The sequence below is a fragment of the Ruegeria sp. ABV4_181 genome (assembly GCF_056158465.1).
The window spans coordinates 2,377,142-2,393,298 of record NZ_JBSWTI010000002.1 but is presented as its reverse complement, the minus strand read 5'-3'; the positions used below and the strand labels follow the sequence as shown (position 1 = coordinate 2,393,298).

The 16,157-nt window shown below is 60.3% G+C and carries 15 protein-coding genes; 2 read left to right on the top strand and 13 right to left on the bottom strand.

Features of this window, described 5'->3' with window-relative positions; translation table 11 throughout:
• Positions 1-151 precede the first annotated feature (151 nt).
• The 7 genes from ACXAC3_RS11805 to ACXAC3_RS11775 form a co-directional block, all read right to left on the bottom strand.
• On the bottom strand, positions 152-1,363 hold the full coding sequence (locus ACXAC3_RS11805; protein ID WP_475160261.1) for an ABC transporter permease: 1,212 nt from the start codon (positions 1,361-1,363) through the stop codon (positions 152-154).
• A gap of 5 nt (positions 1,364-1,368) precedes the next feature.
• Positions 1,369-2,640, bottom strand: coding sequence for an ABC transporter permease (locus tag ACXAC3_RS11800; protein ID WP_475160260.1), 1,272 nt, complete (start codon positions 2,638-2,640; stop codon positions 1,369-1,371).
• A gap of 66 nt (positions 2,641-2,706) precedes the next feature.
• A complete protein-coding gene (locus ACXAC3_RS11795; RefSeq protein WP_475160259.1) occupies positions 2,707-3,798 on the bottom strand; it encodes an extracellular solute-binding protein in 1,092 nt (363 codons plus the stop codon).
• Between the two features lie 110 nt (positions 3,799-3,908).
• Positions 3,909-5,000: an ABC transporter ATP-binding protein gene (locus tag ACXAC3_RS11790; RefSeq protein WP_475160257.1), complete on the bottom strand. Its 1,092-nt coding sequence runs from the start codon at positions 4,998-5,000 to the stop codon at positions 3,909-3,911.
• 128 nt (positions 5,001-5,128) lie between these two features.
• Entirely contained in the window at positions 5,129-5,845 is a 717-nt protein-coding gene (locus tag ACXAC3_RS11785) for a maleate cis-trans isomerase family protein (RefSeq protein WP_475160255.1), read from the bottom strand.
• On the bottom strand, positions 5,842-6,987 hold the full coding sequence (locus ACXAC3_RS11780; RefSeq protein WP_475160253.1) for a M24 family metallopeptidase: 1,146 nt from the start codon (positions 6,985-6,987) through the stop codon (positions 5,842-5,844). The genes ACXAC3_RS11785 and ACXAC3_RS11780 overlap by 4 nt, the downstream gene beginning before the upstream one ends.
• Positions 6,984-8,027 (bottom strand): pyridoxal-phosphate dependent enzyme, encoded by a 1,044-nt coding sequence (locus ACXAC3_RS11775; RefSeq protein WP_475160251.1) that lies wholly within the window; start codon positions 8,025-8,027, stop codon positions 6,984-6,986. Before ACXAC3_RS11775 ends, ACXAC3_RS11780 begins: the two co-directional genes overlap by 4 nt.
• 85 nt (positions 8,028-8,112) lie before the next feature.
• On the opposite strand from ACXAC3_RS11775, the gene ACXAC3_RS11770 reads away from it, so the two are divergent.
• Both ACXAC3_RS11770 and argE read left to right on the top strand, forming a co-directional pair.
• A complete protein-coding gene (locus tag ACXAC3_RS11770; RefSeq protein WP_475160247.1) occupies positions 8,113-9,297 on the top strand; it encodes a M24 family metallopeptidase in 1,185 nt (394 codons plus the stop codon).
• The gene (gene argE / locus ACXAC3_RS11765; RefSeq protein ID WP_475160243.1) at positions 9,294-10,451 is read left to right on the top strand and encodes an acetylornithine deacetylase; all 1,158 of its coding nucleotides are present in this window, start codon (positions 9,294-9,296) and stop codon (positions 10,449-10,451) included. The genes ACXAC3_RS11770 and argE overlap by 4 nt, the downstream gene beginning before the upstream one ends.
• Here the strand turns inward: argE and ACXAC3_RS11760 are convergent.
• From ACXAC3_RS11760 to ACXAC3_RS11735, 6 genes are read right to left on the bottom strand one after another with little or no spacing between them, the layout of a single operon-like run.
• A complete protein-coding gene (locus ACXAC3_RS11760; RefSeq protein ID WP_475160240.1) occupies positions 10,448-11,314 on the bottom strand; it encodes an urea carboxylase-associated family protein in 867 nt (288 codons plus the stop codon). The two genes, argE and ACXAC3_RS11760, sit on opposite strands and share 4 nt — an antisense overlap.
• A 32-nt stretch (positions 11,315-11,346) precedes the next feature.
• Positions 11,347-12,825: an aldehyde dehydrogenase gene (locus tag ACXAC3_RS11755; protein ID WP_475160237.1), complete on the bottom strand. Its 1,479-nt coding sequence runs from the start codon at positions 12,823-12,825 to the stop codon at positions 11,347-11,349.
• An 8-nt stretch (positions 12,826-12,833) separates the two neighbouring features.
• Positions 12,834-13,868 (bottom strand): LLM class flavin-dependent oxidoreductase, encoded by a 1,035-nt coding sequence (locus ACXAC3_RS11750; protein ID WP_475160235.1) that lies wholly within the window; start codon positions 13,866-13,868, stop codon positions 12,834-12,836.
• Positions 13,868-14,788, bottom strand: coding sequence for a flavin reductase (locus tag ACXAC3_RS11745; RefSeq protein WP_475160232.1), 921 nt, complete (start codon positions 14,786-14,788; stop codon positions 13,868-13,870). Before ACXAC3_RS11745 ends, ACXAC3_RS11750 begins: the two co-directional genes overlap by 1 nt.
• On the bottom strand, positions 14,785-15,564 hold the full coding sequence (locus ACXAC3_RS11740) for an alpha/beta fold hydrolase (protein WP_475160230.1): 780 nt from the start codon (positions 15,562-15,564) through the stop codon (positions 14,785-14,787). The genes ACXAC3_RS11745 and ACXAC3_RS11740 overlap by 4 nt, the downstream gene beginning before the upstream one ends.
• Positions 15,536-16,135 carry an amino acid synthesis family protein gene (locus ACXAC3_RS11735; RefSeq protein ID WP_475160224.1) on the bottom strand — a complete coding sequence of 200 codons (600 nt, stop codon included), beginning with the start codon at positions 16,133-16,135 and terminating at the stop codon, positions 15,536-15,538. Before ACXAC3_RS11735 ends, ACXAC3_RS11740 begins: the two co-directional genes overlap by 29 nt.
• Between the last annotated feature and the right edge of the window lie 22 nt (positions 16,136-16,157).

Sequence of the window (16,157 nt, the reverse complement as noted above, 5' to 3'; positions counted from 1 at the left end):
CCTCAATGCCGGACAGGCACAGCCCGGCCACAAGTCCCGGCGTTCAGGACAAGCGGCCTCGGGAACCGAGAGCCATGCATCCCAAGTTACGTCACGACGCCATCGTGACCGGGATGCACAGGGAAATCGCTAAATCAGCTTTCGAGTCGCGTCAAGCCGGGCTGAGACCGCGCAGCCGTTCGGACCGCCGCCGCAACAGTTCGACCGTGGTCAGCAACGCAATTGAAATCACCACAAGGATGGTCGCGACCGCAAGGATGGTCGGGCTGATCTGTTCGCGCAGGCCGGTGAACATCTGCCACGGCAAAGTTTTCTGGCTTGCAGAACCGACGAACAGCACCACCACAACCTCGTCGAATGAGGTGATGAAGGCGAACAGGCCACCCGAGATCACACCTGGCAGGATCAGCGGCATCTGGATCTTGAAGAACGTCCGCACCGGACCCGCGCCCATATTCGCCGCCGCCCGTGTCAGCGATTGGTCGAACCCGACCAACGTCGCCGTCACCGTGATGATCACGAAGGGAATTCCCAAAACCGCGTGTGCCAGAATGACCTTCACATAGCCCACGAAGTTCTTGTTCATGCCCAGCGTGCCCTCAAGGAAGCGGCCAATGTCGCTGTAGAAAAAGAACATGCCCGTGGCCGAGATGATCAGCGGCACGATCATCGGCGAGATCAGAACCCCCATGATGGCCCGCCGTCCGGGCACATGAGACTGGCTAAGCCCGATGGCCGCCAGCGTGCCCAACGTCACCGAAATGAAGGTCGCGATAGGCGCGATAATCAGCGAGTTCTTGAAACTGCGCTGCCACTCATTATTGGTGAAGAAGTCCTGGTAATGCTTCAGCGAATAGCCTTCGGGGTCCAGCCGCAGCATCTCGGGCGTGAAGGTAAAGAAGTCCTGCGCGTTGAATGACAGCGGCAGCACCACAAGGATCGGAGTGATCAGGAACACGAAGATCGCGCCGCAGATCACGCGGAACAGGTAGTGATAGAAAACCTGTTGTCCGGTCAGGTATGGCAACAGCTTGCGCCGATACCGCCCCTCGTACAGCCAGAAGATGAAGAAAGCAAAGAACCAACCGACCAGCAGCCCAACGATCAGCCCGGTCAGACCAGCGAAAAACAGGCCGGTTGCCCCAAGCCCCAGTATCGTGATCCATCGCGCGGCCCGCTCGTTGTCCAGCACCGCGATATAGATCCATGCCAGCAACGCCATCAGCGCGGCGCCAGCTACGATGCCCAGAAATACGTTGCCCTGACCGGCGCCGACGAACATTCCGACGAACCCGCCGGCGATGGCCACGGATGGCAGGACCACCGACAACGGTTTGCGGGAGATTGGTGTAAGTGCTGCCATGGTCTTTATCCCAGCTTGACGTTGTCGATGCCCACGATCTTGTCGTAGACCCAGTAGAGTAGAAGCACGACCGCAAGCAGGATCGTCCCCAGCGCCGCCGCAAGCCCCCAGTTCAGCGAGGACGAGATGTGGTAGGCAATCCGGTTCGAGATGAAGACACCTTTGGTCCCGCCGACGATCTCGGGCGTGATGTAGTAACCGATGGCCAGAATGAACACGAGGATCGAGCCCGCGCCGATGCCCGGAATGGATTGCGGGAAGTAGATCCGCCAGAACGTCGTCCAGTTGGTGGCGCCCATCGACTTGGCGGCGCGCGTATAGGACGGCGGGATCGTCTGCATCACCGAATACATCGGCAATATCATGAACGGCAGCAGGATATGCGTCATCGCGATGATCGTGCCGAACTGGTTGTTGATGATCACAAGCCGCGCGTCATCCGCGACCAGCCCCAGCCAGACCAGCGTTTCGTTGATCACCCCCTGCTGTTGCAGCATCACCTTCCATGCCGAAGTCCGCACCAGCAGCGACGTCCAGAACGGCAACAGCACAAGTATCATCAGCAAGTTGGAAATCCGCATCGGCAGATTGGCCAGCAGGTAGGAGATCGGATAGGCCAGCAATATGCACGAGCCCGTAATGATCAGCGACATGAACAATGTGCGTCCAAACAGCTTGATCAGGATCTGCTTGTCTTCCGGCTGTGACTGAGCGCCCTCTGGTGTCCGGCGCATGTCGATGGCGTTCAGAAAATACCCGTTGGTGATCGGAACCGCATGGGTCTTGATCACACGCCAGGTATCAACGTCGCCCCAGCCATCGTGAATTTCGATCAGTTTTTCCTTGAATGGTGCATCCGCTTCGACGTCCAACCGTTTGATCTTGCGCCCGGATTGGCGAAACATGGACGACATGCCCGTCTGTTCATAGTTCAGACGCGTGCCCAGCTTTGTATGCTCTTTCGCGTCAATCGCCGCGATCATGTCTTTGGTAAACGCCGCGTACAGCGCCTCGTCCGGCAGCTCTCCGCTTTCGGCGTCCCAGTTCCGCAGCTCAACCACCGTCAGGGGGAGCGTTTCGGCCACAATGCTGTTCTCAACCGAACGGAACAGCATCGATACAATCGGGATCACAAAGGACAGCAGCACGAACAACAGCAAGGGTGCAATCAGCGCCAGAGCCCGAAGCTTGCGGCGGCGCAGGGAACGCGCCAGAGATTTCTTGAGTGGCGTGCCATCCGCAGCCAGCATCGGACCGGATTGAGTTGCGTCAGTCATCTGCGTCCCTTGGTCTTTGGTAAGTCGGGGCCAAAAGCAGCCCCGACCGAGGTTTTCTAAACCAGCTTATTGCGCCAGCCACGCCTGGAACTTGGCGTCGATATCGTCGCGATAATCCGCCCAGAACTCGTAGTTATACAGGAACGTGTTCTTGGCATTTTCCGGATCGGTCGGCATGTGCGGTGCCATGTCGATACCCAGATCGGCGTGCTGACCCACCAGCGGTGCCGAGGATGCCCGGGCCGGACCGTACGAAATGTACTTGGCCTGATCCGCCAGACGCTGCGTGTCGGTGGCGAACATGATGTAGTCCAGCGCGCGCTGCTGGCGTTCCTCGCTCAGACCGGCGGGGATGATCCAGCCGTCCAGATCGAACACCTGCGCGTCCCACAGCATGGCAACGGGTTGCTTCTGCTCTTCGATCACGCTGAACAGGCGACCATTATAGGTCGAACCCATGACGACCTCACCATCGGCCAGCAACTGCGGCGTATCGGCACCGGCAGACCACCAGACGACGTTGTCCTTGATGGTGCCCAGTTTAGCCAGCGCCTGATCCTGCCCTTCCGGGGTTGCCAGCACGTCATAGACGTCGTCCTTGGACACGCCATCACAGATCAGCGCCCATTCCATGTTGTTGATCGGACGCTTTTCCAGCGAACGCTTGCCCGGATAAGTTTCCAGGTCAAACACCGCACAGACATCTGCCGGCGGCGTGTCGCCCACAAGGTCGGTGCGATAGCCAAAGGTCGTCGAGTACACGATCTGCGGGATAAAACACTCGCTGACCAGCAGATCGCCGAAATCTTCGGACGCCGGAGTGCCGTCCGGCGCGGGTGCAAGCTGCGTATCCGGATCGATTTCCAGTGCCAGACCTTCGTCGCACAGACGGATCGCGTCAGCGGCCACAACATCCACCACATCCCAGGTGATGTTGCCCGCTTCGTTCATGGCGCGCAGCTTGGCAACCGCTTCGGCCGAGCTGTCATCGTTCAGAATGGTGACGCCGGTCTTTTCCGAATAGGGCTCGTGATACGCTTTCAGCTGCGACTTGGAATACGCGCCGCCCCATGAGACGATGGTCATCTCTTGGGCCATGGCCCCGCCGGCGACAACCGCAATCGCGCTTGCCATCAGAGTGGTTTTGGTTACTTTCATAGTTAACTCCCTGTTATACCCGTTAAATTTTACCTCGAAGACCGGATCACGGGGCAACCCGATCCTCTTTTCCCACGCACCCGGGCGGGCCGCCGTGGGGGATTCCTGCGTCAGGCGTCCAGCGCCCGGCAATCATGGGCCAGCCAGCCGATTTCGACTTCCTGCCCCGGGGACAGCCTGACCGCATCCGGCGCGTTCCGGGTCTTGATGATGAAGTCATCATTCCCCGCCACAGACAGGCGGAACCGGAATACATCGCCCATATAGATGAACTCTTTCACCGTCGCCTTCAGGGTATGCGCATCGGCATGCAGCCGGTCCTTGTTGAATTCAACCCGCTCGGGCCGGATCGAAACCTTGGTCCGCTCGCCGGCGGCGTGCACATTGACCGGCTTGGCGTCAATTTCGGACCCGTCATCCAGAGTCACGACACAGGCATCGCCGTCGATTGACTTAACAACACCTTCCAACGTGTTGTTTTCACCAATAAACTGAGCAACAAAGCTGTTCTCGGGCTCTTCATACAGCAAGTCTGGCGGCGCCAGTTGCTGAATGCGCCCGTCGTCGAACACGGCGACGCGATCCGACATCGTCAGTGCTTCGGTCTGGTCGTGTGTCACGTAAACCGTTGTGATCCCCAACTCATGCGCAAGGCGGGTGATCTCGAACTGCATATGCTCGCGCAGCTGCTTGTCCAGCGCGCCCAGCGGTTCGTCCATCAGGACCAGTTCGGGCTCGAACACCAGCGCTCGGGCCAGGGCAATCCGCTGTTGCTGCCCGCCGGACAATTGCGCCGGACGGCGGCTGCCAAAGGCGCCCATCTGCACCATGTCGAGCGCGCGTTTGACTTTTTCCTCACGCGCTTCCTTGCCCATATTCCGCACTTCCAGCGGGAAGGACAGATTTTCGGCCACAGTCATGTGCGGGAACAGGGCGTAGTTCTGGAACACCATCCCGATACCACGTTTATGCGGCGGGATGTTGTTGATCGGACGCCCGTCCAACATGATCTCGCCATGAGTCGCGGTTTCAAAACCGGCCAGCATCATCAGGCAAGTTGTCTTGCCGGAACCGGACGGGCCCAGCATTGTCAGAAACTCACCTTTTGGCATTGAGAGGTTTAGGTCTTTTACGACAAGTATCTCGCCGTCGTAAGATTTTTGGACACGTTGAAACTCGACGAACGCTGCGTCATTGGACATATACCGACTTGGCTCCCTGTGTGGTCTGTTGGCCGCCCGGTTTATCCGGGTCTCAAAGACCTATCCGCCCCATTTAAGGACATGCGGGACGCACCACGCAACCATAAATGTTTCAATGGAATGACAATTCAGACCGCGCAGGCAGAGTTCAGTTGCCGCATATGCCACGCAAGGCTTTGATTGCTGGACAAAACCGGCTTTTTCAGCCGCTCCTGAATCTCGGGTATGGCGTCAAAAGTTCTTAGATTTGTACAGCTTAGAAAAACAGCCTCAACCGACGAATCAGTGCCGAGCTTCACCGCAGCATCGACAACGGATCGCCGGGAAATGCGCACGACCTTTGATTCCTCGGCCTGCCCGAACGAGCCGAAAACATCCATCGAAACGCCATTTCGTGCAAAAGCCTGCCTCAGCGGTTCGTTCACTTCTTCGATATACGGGGACAGCAGCGCAAATCTGGAAACCCCCAAATCTGCGGCGCAGGCAGAGGCAGCGCGCAGCGGATTTGTAACAACCGCGACGTCGCAGGTTTGTTGCACCATCCGTTCGACCTGATCTGATCCGATGACCGAACTGGCGGACGTGCACCCGTACCCGACCACGCGATAGGGGCGAATTTTCGGCAAGAGATCCGCCGCCGCGGGCAAGGCCCTTTCCATGTCCGCCAGCGTGTCCGTGGTCACATTCACGCCGCTTGGAATTCTCGAAACATAAATCGGACAGGAGCGGTCCGGGAAATAGGCGCTGAATTCAGGTTCGATCGTTTCATCGGTCTGCAGAACGATCAGACCCATCGGCACTGAGTCAGGGTCGTCCTTGTCCAGGGTGTAGGGCAGATAACTCATATCTCTGGCAACTCCGCGCCGACCCGGGGGCTGATGAAGCGTGGAGCCCCTTCGGTGATGACGATGTTTTCTTCGTGAACCAGGATTTTGTCGCCCACGGCGATGCCCGGTTCAAGCGTCAGGACCATGCCCGGCTCAAGCACAGTGTGATCCGTTGGGATCAGCGACGGCCATTCGGTCAGCGACATACCCAAACCGTGCCCCAAACGCCCTGCCCCGGTTTCCCCACTGGAACGGGACAGAACCCGGTTCATGGCATGGTAAAGATCGGCCGCTGTGACCCCGGGGCGCGCGATATCGAACGCGGCATCCGAAGCTTCGATCAGCGTAGTATAGGCATCCTTCACCTCTGGCGTTGCCGGGCCAACCGACCAGTTCCGGTCGAAATCGCAGAAATAGCCGTCCCGAACCAGCCCGGTATCCAGCATCAAGACATCACCCGGCCGCAAAGCCGTAGGCTCAGCCGGTGAGATCACGTCGGCATAGCCGCCCTGCTCAGCGCCGCCGGCAAGGTAAGGAACCCAGTCTGCACCCTCTTCCAGACACAGCATCTGGAATTGTCGAAACACCTCATCCAGCGCAACGCCCGCGCGGGCAATCTCGGGAACCCGATGAAAGGCACGCCCGGCAATCCCGCAGGCGGTTTCGATCCGGGAAATTTCGGCTTCGGATTTGACCATCCGCAATGCCCGCAGAATTTCGCCATCGCCGCCCAATTCCCGACCGCCAATCAGGATTTGCAGGCGTTGAAGATCGGCCCAGGGCATGCGGATATGGGTTTCATGCCCGTCCGGCAGCCCGATACGCGCATCTGCGGGCGTGACCTCGGTCAGAGCCTCGGCCAAAAGGCTGATACCGTCATCGGTAAGGTCCGGCGCGCTCCAGGTACGGATGTCTTCCACCCAGGTTCCCGCCATCAGCGCGGCACCGATTGAGGGTATAACGGCGATTGGCTTCCCCGTCGCCGGAACGATCAGGAACCACGGGCGCGTCGGGCTTTCCCAAAACCGGGTCAGGTAACCGGTGAAATAGCGAACTTCGGGCTCTGTCGTCAGCAATAGCGCGGATATCCCCGCCTCCGCCATCCGTCGTTGCGCGCGGCTGGTCCGCGCCTCGTATTCAGAGATGTCAAAGCCCGTCATTCGGCGATCTCGGACAAAAAGCAAAGGACACGGGCGTCGCGACCGATACCCAGCGCATCCCGCACATCGGTATTCATGGCCGCTGCAATCCCGGCCCCGCCTGATGCCGTGGTTTCGACCCCCGCTGTCGCCATCGCCGGCAGGTGATCCGTTACTTCCTGATCCGTCAGGGTCAGAAACCGGTCCGCATCGCGCGCCAGCCCGTTCAGGGCGATCTGCGATGGCTCTTTGCAGTCCAGCCGCCCCATCACGCTGTCCGGGCCGTCCGCAAAGACGCAGGTTCCGGCCTGGATACTGGCTTGCAGAGCCGGGGCTGCGTCGGGCTCAACGACGATGATTTGCGGCGCATCGCCCCAGACTTTGCGCGCATAAGCCGCCACGGCGCCTGCCAGCCCGCCAACTCCGGCCTGAAGCATGATGTGGGTCGGCGGTTCCGGGCATTGCCGCGCCGCTTCGGCAGCCATCTGAAGGTAGCCTTCCATCAGAATGTGCGGCAACTCATAGTATCCGTCCCACGAACTGTCTGAAAGAAGGGTCCAACCGTTCTCCTTCGCGGCCTGGCTGGCACCTTCCATACTGGCGGCGTAGTCCGCACCGTGCCGCACCACGCGCGCGTTTTGGGCCCGCAGCCGGTCGGCGAAACCCTCGGGCACCGTTTCGGCGATATAGACGACGGCCTCGGCACCAAAGATGCGGGCACCGGCGGCAACACTCATCCCGTGATTGCCTGCGCTGGCGGTGACATAAGTGCGCCCGGACAAAGCTGACGCATCAGGTGTCGGTGCAACCTCGGCCGCGTGGCGTGCAATCACATAGGCCGCCCCAAGAGCTTTGAACGACCCCAGATTTATGCGCCCGCGTTCATCTTTGATCCAAAGACCCGCGACATCCGCCAATCCGTCAACCTTGACCAGCGGCGTTTCGGCGGCGGCGGGGCATTGGCTCAGCAGATCGGCCACACGGCCCGCGTCAGTGGACGGGTACGGCGCGGCCTCGATCAGTTTCTGGCCGCCGCGATGGGGGTTGGATATGATTTTCAATTGAGTGTCTTTCCTGAGTTGCCCATTGACGTGATCCCATTCCTCAAGTTCTGTCAACAAAACTCGGTCAGCGCAGGAGCAATCCATGGTCCACCCCAACCCCGCCTTCAGCCGGGCCGAATATGACCGCAGGCTGGCCAAGACCCGCGCCGCCATGGCGGCGGCTGGGCTGGGCGCGCTTTTTGTCGAAGACCCTTCGAACATGGCCTGGCTGACCGGGTATGAGGGCTGGTCCTTTTACGTGCATCAGGGCGTTCTGGTCCTGCACGATGGCGATCCGATCTGGTGGGGCCGTAATCAGGACGCCAATGGCGCGCGGCGCACGGTATGGATGCCAGATGAACGGGTGTTCGGCTATGCCGACGAATACGTGCAATCGACCGTCCGGCATCCGATGCAGGACCTCGCCGCGCTGATGAGGGACAATGGCCTCGGAACCGGCCGGATCGGCGTTGAACTGGACAACTATTACTACTCGGCCAAGGCGCATCTGACTTTGATGGCCGAACTGCCCGATGCAGATCTGACCGATGCAAACGGTCTGGTGAACTGGCAGCGAGCCGTGAAGTCGGACGAAGAAATTGCGCTGATGCGCAAGGCTGCGCGGATATCCGAGCACATCATAGATGGCGTATTGGAACGGGTCGAGCCGGGACTGAACAAGAACGCGCTGGTCGCACAGATTTATCATGACGCAATATCGGGCGTTGACGGGGATTGGGGGGATTACGCCGCCATCGTGCCGCTGCTGCCATCCGGCCCTGACGCTGCGGCCCCGCATCTGACCTGGGATGGTGAACCCTTCAAGACCGGTGAGTGCACGTTCTTCGAACTCTCCGGTTGCTATCGCCGGTATCACGCACCGCTATGCCGCTCGGTCTTTCTGGGACAGCCGCCGGACCATCTGCGCCGGGCCGAGGCCGCTTTGGTCGAAGGACTGGAAGCCGGGCTTGATGCCGCCCGCGCCGGCAATCAGGCGCGCGACATCGCGCAGGCACTGGCCGCGCCGTTGGAACGGGCCGGGATCGAGCGCGGCGCGCGCTGCGGCTACCCGGTTGGCCTCAGCTATCCGCCGGACTGGGGTGAACGCACGATATCCCTGCGCGCCGAAGACGAGACTGTGCTGGAACCCGGCATGACTTTTCACTTCATGCCCGGCCTGTGGATGGACGACTGGGGCCTGGAAATAACCGAGTTGATCCTGATCACCGAAACCGGACCGGCCGAATGCTTTTGCGACCGGCCCAGAAAACTGTTCGTGAAGCCATGACGTTGCAAAGATCCATCGACATTTTGTCCGATCTGATTGCCTTTGAAACAGTGTCGGCGGTCTCGAACCTGGACATGATCGGTTATCTGGCCGAGCGGCTTAATGCTCTGGGCGCGCGCTGTATAGAAACCCGCGATGAAACGGGCGCCAAGGCCAACGTTTTTGCCACGCTGGGACCGGACAAACCCGGCGGCATACTTCTGTCCGGGCATACGGACGTGGTTCCGGTGGCGGATCAGGACTGGACATCGGACCCGTTCCTGATGACCGAAAAGGACGGCAGGCTTTACGGTCGCGGCACTTGCGACATGAAGGGTTTCATCGCTGCAGCGCTGGCTTTCGCGGAAACCCTGGATACCGGCAAACTGGTCCAGCCGCTGCACTTTGCCTTTACCTATGACGAGGAAACCGGCTGTCTTGGCGCGCAGAACCTGGTCGATGACCTGTCGGATCGCAGCATTGTTCCGGACATCGCCATTATCGGCGAGCCGACCGAGATGCGGGTGATCGAAGGGCACAAGGGGTGTTTCGAATACACCACCCGGTTCGCGGGGCTCGAAGGTCACAGCTCGGCGCCTGATGATGGTGTCAACGCCGCCGAATACGCGGCGCGTTACATCGGCAAGCTGCTGGAACTGCGCCATATCCTGAAATCCCGCGCCCCAACCGACAGCAGGTTCGAACCACCATGGACCACCCTGAATGTCGGGCGCATCTCTGGGGGCGTCGCGCATAACGTCATCGCCAGCAAAGCTGAAATCGCATGGGAAATGCGCCCCGTTCAATCCGGCGATGCCGAACTGGTCAAGAAAACCATGACCGACTACGTCAATCATACTCTGCTGCCCGAAATGCAGGCGGTATTCAGCGGCGCTGACATCACCCAGCAAGCCATAGCCGAGGTCGAGGGGCTTGAACCGATGGAGCACAACGCGGCCCGCGATCTGGTTGCGGAACTGACCGGGGCCAACGGTACCGGCGTGGTTTCCTTTGCCACCGAGGCAGGGCTGTTCCAGCAATTGGGCGTTCATGCCATCGTCTGCGGGCCGGGCTCAATTGCGCAGGCACATAAGGCCGACGAATTCCTTGAGATCGATCAGCTTGGCCTGTGTTGCAAAATGCTGGACCGGCTGGGCCGGCGTCTGACCGCTTAACCGGTTCCGTGCGAGCGGTCATAGGCAGACCGCGCGGGATGAACATGTGCGGCGCGCGCGCTTTCACCGGGGTCAAAGACCTCGATCAGCAACGGGTAACATGCGGCCACATCCGACGAATGTTCAGCCGAACAATCCCCGCCGGGACAGGCGGACAGGCCGACGATCAGGTCGATCTCGGCGTAGAATTCCAGGTAATCGCCAGGACGCACGGGGCTGGCCTTCATAAAGTACTGGCCGGTGTCGCGGGTGAACCCGGTGCACATGAAGACGTTCAGCACATCATGCACATGCATTTCCGCCTCGTGCAGCGACAGGTTGCAATGGCTGGCCAGCGCGCGGGTCAGGTTGGAATGACAGCAATAATGATAATCATCCCCCGACAACAACCGCCCTGTATACGGGTCACAGCGCGTCCCGATCACGTCATGAACCGAGCCGCCATAGGCATCAAAGCCGTACCAGTCCAGCGTATCGCCCACGATGGTCGCCATGGGTCGCATGTTGGGAAAACTCGACCACATGCGGTCTCCGGTCGACAGATGCGTGCCGTGCAAAGCGCGGGTTTTTCCGGAATAGAACCGCTCGGTCAGATCGTGCCTGTTCCACATGTTCAGGTCGCCGACCTGCGGCCCGTCCACGGATACCACGCGAACAAATGCGCCTGCCGGTACGTCGATACAAGCCGCGTCGCGCGGGGCGGCCGTCACCTCGGCCGTCTTGGTCGCGCCTTGCCGCAGACGGGTCAGAGCCGTCAGGTCCGGCTGTGGCAGCGTATCCGGCGGATAGCAAATGACGGGAGGGATAGTCTTGCGATCATCCGCATCCGCAGGCGGCACGAAATTTGGTTTTGCAAGCTTCATGAACGCACTCCCATCCCTGCTTTCGCACAGGCTTAGCGCATTACGAACGGGTTCGCCATCGGCTCTTGTGCGGTGCTGATCCAGGTGGTTTTGGTTCTGGTGTAGTCCAGGATGGCCTCGACCCCGGCTTCGCGCCCATAGCCGGATTGGTTGAACCCGCCAAAGGGTGCAATCGGCGAAATCGCGCGATAGGTGTTTACCCAGCAGATCCCAGCCCGGATCCGTTTTGAAACGCGATGCGCACGGGCCAGGTTTTGCGTGAACACACCCGATCCCAACCCATAAGGCGTGCTGTTGGCCAACGTAATCGCTTCCTCCTCGGTGTCGAAGGGCAGCAGGGACATCACCGGCCCGAACATCTCGATCCGCAGGGTTTCGGTGTCCGGTGATACGCATTGGACCAGGGTCGGGTTCATGTAATTCCCCGGGCGGTCGGCGGGTTTTCCGCCGAAATGGATCACCGCGCCCTGCCCCTGTGCCTTGGCCAGAGTGTCCTCGATCTTTTGAACCTGCGCTTCGGTGCAAAGCGGACCAACATGCGTTTCCGCCATCAATGGATCCCCCAACCGGATGGTGCCGGCCTTTTCCTTAATCCGCGCGATAAGAGGTTTGAGGATCGACCGGTGCACCAAGCCGCGCGTCCCGGCCACGCAGCTTTGGCCCGACGCGCCGAAATTTCCCGCGATCAGGCCATTGGCAGCCCCGTCCAGATCAGCATCCTCGAACACAAGGATCGGGGATTTCCCGCCCAGTTCCAATGAGGTGACCGCGAAGTTTTCAGCCGAATTACGCACCACATGGCGTGCGGTTTCGGGTCCGCCGGTAAAGGCGATCCGGTCCACATCCGGGTGGCGCGTCAGCGGAATGGCGCAGTTTTCGGCATCGCCGGTTATGACCGAGACGACACCGGGCGGAAAGCCCGCCTGTTCAATCAGCCGGGCAAATTCCAGCATCGGCGCGGGCGCGACCTCGGAGGCCTTCAGAACCACCGAACACCCTGCGGCCAGAGCCGGGCCAAGCTTGGTGGCCGTCAGGAACATCTGCGCGTTCCAGGGCACGATGGCAGCGACAACGCCGATAGGTTCGCGCGTGGTAAAGACGTGCATGTCGGGCTTGTCGATGGGCAGGACCGTTCCTTCAACTTTATCGGCCAACCCCGCGTAATAACGGTAGTAATCTGCGACATACCCGGTCTGAGCCGAGGTCTCTGCCAACAGCTTGCCGCTGTCCGTCGTTTCCAACTCACCCAGACGTGGCGCGTGCTCGGCAATCAGGTCCGCGAGACGGTACAGCAGCTTCCCCCGCGCGGTCTGTGTCATATCCCGCCATACGGGATCGTCGAGCACGCGTCTGGCGGCGGATATGGCGCGGTTGACATCGTCCTTTGACGCACAGGCAAAGGTGGCCCAGCCCTGCCCGGTTGCCGGGTTTTGCGAGGTCATCACTTGCGCGTCCGACCCTTCAGTCCATTCGCCGTCGATGAACAACTGAAAATGCGGAAGGTTTCCCATGGTGATCCTCACTGAAAGGCTGGCATAACATCGTCGATGAACCGCGCCAGCGAGGCGCGCTTTCGTTCGTTGGTCATACCGCTGTCGACCCAGAACGAAAACTCATCATAGCCCAGATCCTCATACCGTTTGATCCGGTCAATCACCTGCTGTGCGGTACCGACGGTCAGATCGCGCCCCAGCTTTTCACAGGTATACATCGGGTTCGCGTCCATTTCTGCCTCGGATATCGGGTCGATCAAACCCTGCCGGATCGGCCGTTTGTTCAGGAACCACGCGCCGAAATAGTTGTAATAGCGGCGAAGGTCCCGGACACCCTGCACCACGTCCTCGTCGTCTTTGCCGACATAGGTATGGTGCAGCAACATAATCTTGGGGCGCGGCCCCGAATAGCTGTCGCAGGCATCATTGAACCGCCCCATCAGCGTCTCGATCTCTTCCATCCCCTGCCACAGCGGCGTGACCTGAATGTTGAACCCGTTGTGAACGCCAAATTCATGGCTGTTGGGATCCCGGGCCGCGATCCAGATCGGTGGCCCGCCGTCCTGCAGCGGTTTCGGGGCCGATGTCGTTGCGGGAAAGGCGTAGAACTCTCCCTCATGCGCGCAATCCCCCTGCCAGATTTGTGGCAATAGCGGCGTGGATTCACGCATCCTCTGCCCCGCCTCCCAGGCATCCATATCGGGCATCAGGCGTTCATATTCAAAGGAATAGGCTCCCCGCGCGATTCCCAGTTCGATGCGCCCCTTGGTCATCTGATCCGCGGCAGCAGCCTCTCCCGCCAGTTTAATCGGATGCCAGAAAGGCGCAACGACGGTTCCGGTGCCCAGCCGCACGTTGCGCGTGTGATGGGCCAGATCGACCAGCGACAGGAACGGGTTCGGCGCGATCGTGAACTCCATCCCATGATGCTCACCTGTCCAGACGGCGCGCATTCCGCCGTCATCCGCCATTTTCACAAGCCCCACGAATTCGTCGTAAAGCACGTCATGAGGCTGATCGGGCGTCAGGCGTTCCATATGGGCAAACAGCGAAAACTCCATCATTGGCTCCTGTCGTGAAAACTGTGAATCTCACCCTGTTCTGCGTCGCCCAGATACAGCGAAAAATCCCCGGTCCGGGCCTCGCGCGCAAAACGGGTCATCATGTGGCGGATGCCTTGGGTGGTATAGGTCTGGTCCGGCAGATCGTTGATCCTGACCCATTCGGCCCCTTGTTTCGGTTCGTCCGGCTGGGCCGAGGCCAGAAAAAACGTGTAGTGCTGCCCGGAATCCGCATCGCTGAACGAGGAGTAGACCTGTTCGATCCGCGCCTTGAGACCCCGCGCCGATAGCGCCTGTGCCAGCCTGTTCCGCTGTCCGCCCGGTTCGGCCCCTGCCACTTGAACCGGCTGGAATGCGCCGTTGTGACGCTCCATCAGAACCTTGCCGTAAGCTTCGATAATGGCCCCGCAGACGGTGGGCACCCTGGCGTCGATCTCACGCTCAAGACCCAGGCTGAAATACGATCCGCCGACATAGCCCAGACCGTCGCCCCCGGTATGAGAGAAGCTCAGCACCCGCCCGATCAGGATCGTGTGATCCCCGGCGGGCAGGGCCTGATGGGTTTCACAGCAGAACTGCGCCAGCGCGCCGTCGATCAGCGGCAGGTCCTTCGGGCCATTGCGATGCGCAACCCTGGCAAACCGGTCGCCTTTGAAACCTGCAAAGGTGTTGGATACCTCTTGCTGCCCTTCGGCAAGGATATTGACAGCGAAATGTCGGCAGGATCTGAACAGATCGTAGGTGGACAGAAACTTACCCGGACAAACCAGCAGCAGCGGCGGATCCAGCGAAACTGAGGAAAAGGAATTGGCCGTGAACCCAACCGGCGCGCCGGACCCGTCGCGGGTCGTCACCACGGTCACGCCGGTCATGAAGCTGCCAAAAGCGTCGCGCAGGGCTCGTGGGTCTGTAGCGGTCATGACAGGCACTCCTGAATGAAGGGCAGCAGAATGCCGTTGACTTCGTCCGCATGGGTCATCGGCATCATATGGGCGGCGTTTGGTATGATCTCTGCCCGCCCCTGCGGTGCCAGGCCGGCCATGTCCCGCGACATCCGGGGGGTCGAGTTCGGCTCATCCCCGCCCGTCAGGAACAGCGCCGGGCATAAGATGCCGGCCAGCTGCGCATCAGATGGCCCGTCGCTCTCCGCAAACAGCGTATAGGCTGCTTTGTACGCGGACGGTTCGACATCCCGCAGCCATCGCGCACAAGCCGCGCGTTCCTCGGCATCGGCGTCTGCAAACCAGCGCAGCAATGTGACCGTTGGATCATTCGGTCGCTGATCAGACAAACTGTGCGCTCTGGCCAGAACAGCCTGCCGCGCCTGCGGTGACCGCCGATAGATCGCGTTCAGCGCGGCGATGCCGCGAACCTGTCCGGTATCCGCCGCCGCAATCTCCACCGCCAGCAACGCCCCCATCGAATGCCCGACAATCAACGCGGGCTCGGTCAAAGCGGCGGCAACTGCCTGCGCATGATTGGCCAGCTCATCCCGAGCTGAAAACACGGCCTCTCCATGCCCCGGCATATCCGGGCAAACCACACGATATCCTTCCGAGACCAGCGGTTCAATTTGCGCGCCCCATGCCTCGGCCCGCAAACCCACGCCATGCAGCATGACGATCAGGGGCCCGTCGCCTTCGTCAACAGCGGTCAACCCGCCGAAATCAGACCGAGGCCGGATTGTCCACGTCATGACCCAGATCCTTTAAGTCCTGATAACGATCTCCGATCCGGTGATGCGGACGGCCGGATGTCGCCCCACCCAGAACGACCACGATTTCATCCGCGCGCGGCGCATCCGGGATCGCGAATTGCAATGTCAGGTAATGCGACCGGCGTCCGGCATCATTCTTGTCCATCAACGGCACCATGATGGGCGCGTTCGCCGGCCCACGGGTATTGGTGAAGGACAGATAAGATTTCGCGGCCACGGCCTGACGAAAGATATTGCCGAAATGCAGGGTGTGGATCAGCCCCGAGGCATGCTCGACCTCGCCGTCCAGCCCGACGACAGCTGCCTTGCCATAAGCTTCGATGGCCTCACCGCTCCCGGCCAGCGCGATCATCCGGCTGGTCAGAACTTCTCCGAGTATCGGGCCATAAGCCAGAATTTCAGGCCGCAGGTCTTCGACATACCGCCCGGCCCACGGGTTGGTCACCACAGCCGCAACCGCAAACATCCGCCACGGGCGATCGGTCTCGCGAAACCCCTCGATCAGAACTTCTTCGTCGAATGTCACGATTTTCCGAATGTTTGGCTCCACGACCGTCTCCCGTTTTTTGGTT

Excerpts from the sequence above, each read along its gene's own strand:
- ACXAC3_RS11790 (WP_475160257.1), bottom strand. The coding sequence starts at position 5,000 with ATGTCCAATGACGCAGCGTTCGTCGAGTTTCAACGTGTCCAAAAATCT.
- ACXAC3_RS11770 (WP_475160247.1), top strand. The coding sequence starts at position 8,113 with ATGGTCCACCCCAACCCCGCCTTCAGCCGGGCCGAATATGACCGCAGG.
- ACXAC3_RS11800 (WP_475160260.1), bottom strand. The coding sequence starts at position 2,640 with ATGACTGACGCAACTCAATCCGGTCCGATGCTGGCTGCGGATGGCACG.
- ACXAC3_RS11745 (WP_475160232.1), bottom strand. The coding sequence starts at position 14,788 with ATGACCGCTACAGACCCACGAGCCCTGCGCGACGCTTTTGGCAGCTTC.
- ACXAC3_RS11785 (WP_475160255.1), bottom strand. The coding sequence starts at position 5,845 with ATGAGTTATCTGCCCTACACCCTGGACAAGGACGACCCTGACTCAGTG.
- ACXAC3_RS11780 (WP_475160253.1), bottom strand. The coding sequence starts at position 6,987 with ATGACGGGCTTTGACATCTCTGAATACGAGGCGCGGACCAGCCGCGCG.
- ACXAC3_RS11805 (WP_475160261.1), bottom strand. The coding sequence starts at position 1,363 with ATGGCAGCACTTACACCAATCTCCCGCAAACCGTTGTCGGTGGTCCTG.
- ACXAC3_RS11795 (WP_475160259.1), bottom strand. The coding sequence starts at position 3,798 with ATGAAAGTAACCAAAACCACTCTGATGGCAAGCGCGATTGCGGTTGTC.
- argE (WP_475160243.1), top strand. The coding sequence starts at position 9,294 with ATGACGTTGCAAAGATCCATCGACATTTTGTCCGATCTGATTGCCTTT.
- ACXAC3_RS11740 (WP_475160230.1), bottom strand. The coding sequence starts at position 15,564 with ATGACGTGGACAATCCGGCCTCGGTCTGATTTCGGCGGGTTGACCGCT.
- ACXAC3_RS11760 (WP_475160240.1), bottom strand. The coding sequence starts at position 11,314 with ATGAAGCTTGCAAAACCAAATTTCGTGCCGCCTGCGGATGCGGATGAT.
- ACXAC3_RS11755 (WP_475160237.1), bottom strand. The coding sequence starts at position 12,825 with ATGGGAAACCTTCCGCATTTTCAGTTGTTCATCGACGGCGAATGGACT.
- ACXAC3_RS11750 (WP_475160235.1), bottom strand. The coding sequence starts at position 13,868 with ATGGAGTTTTCGCTGTTTGCCCATATGGAACGCCTGACGCCCGATCAG.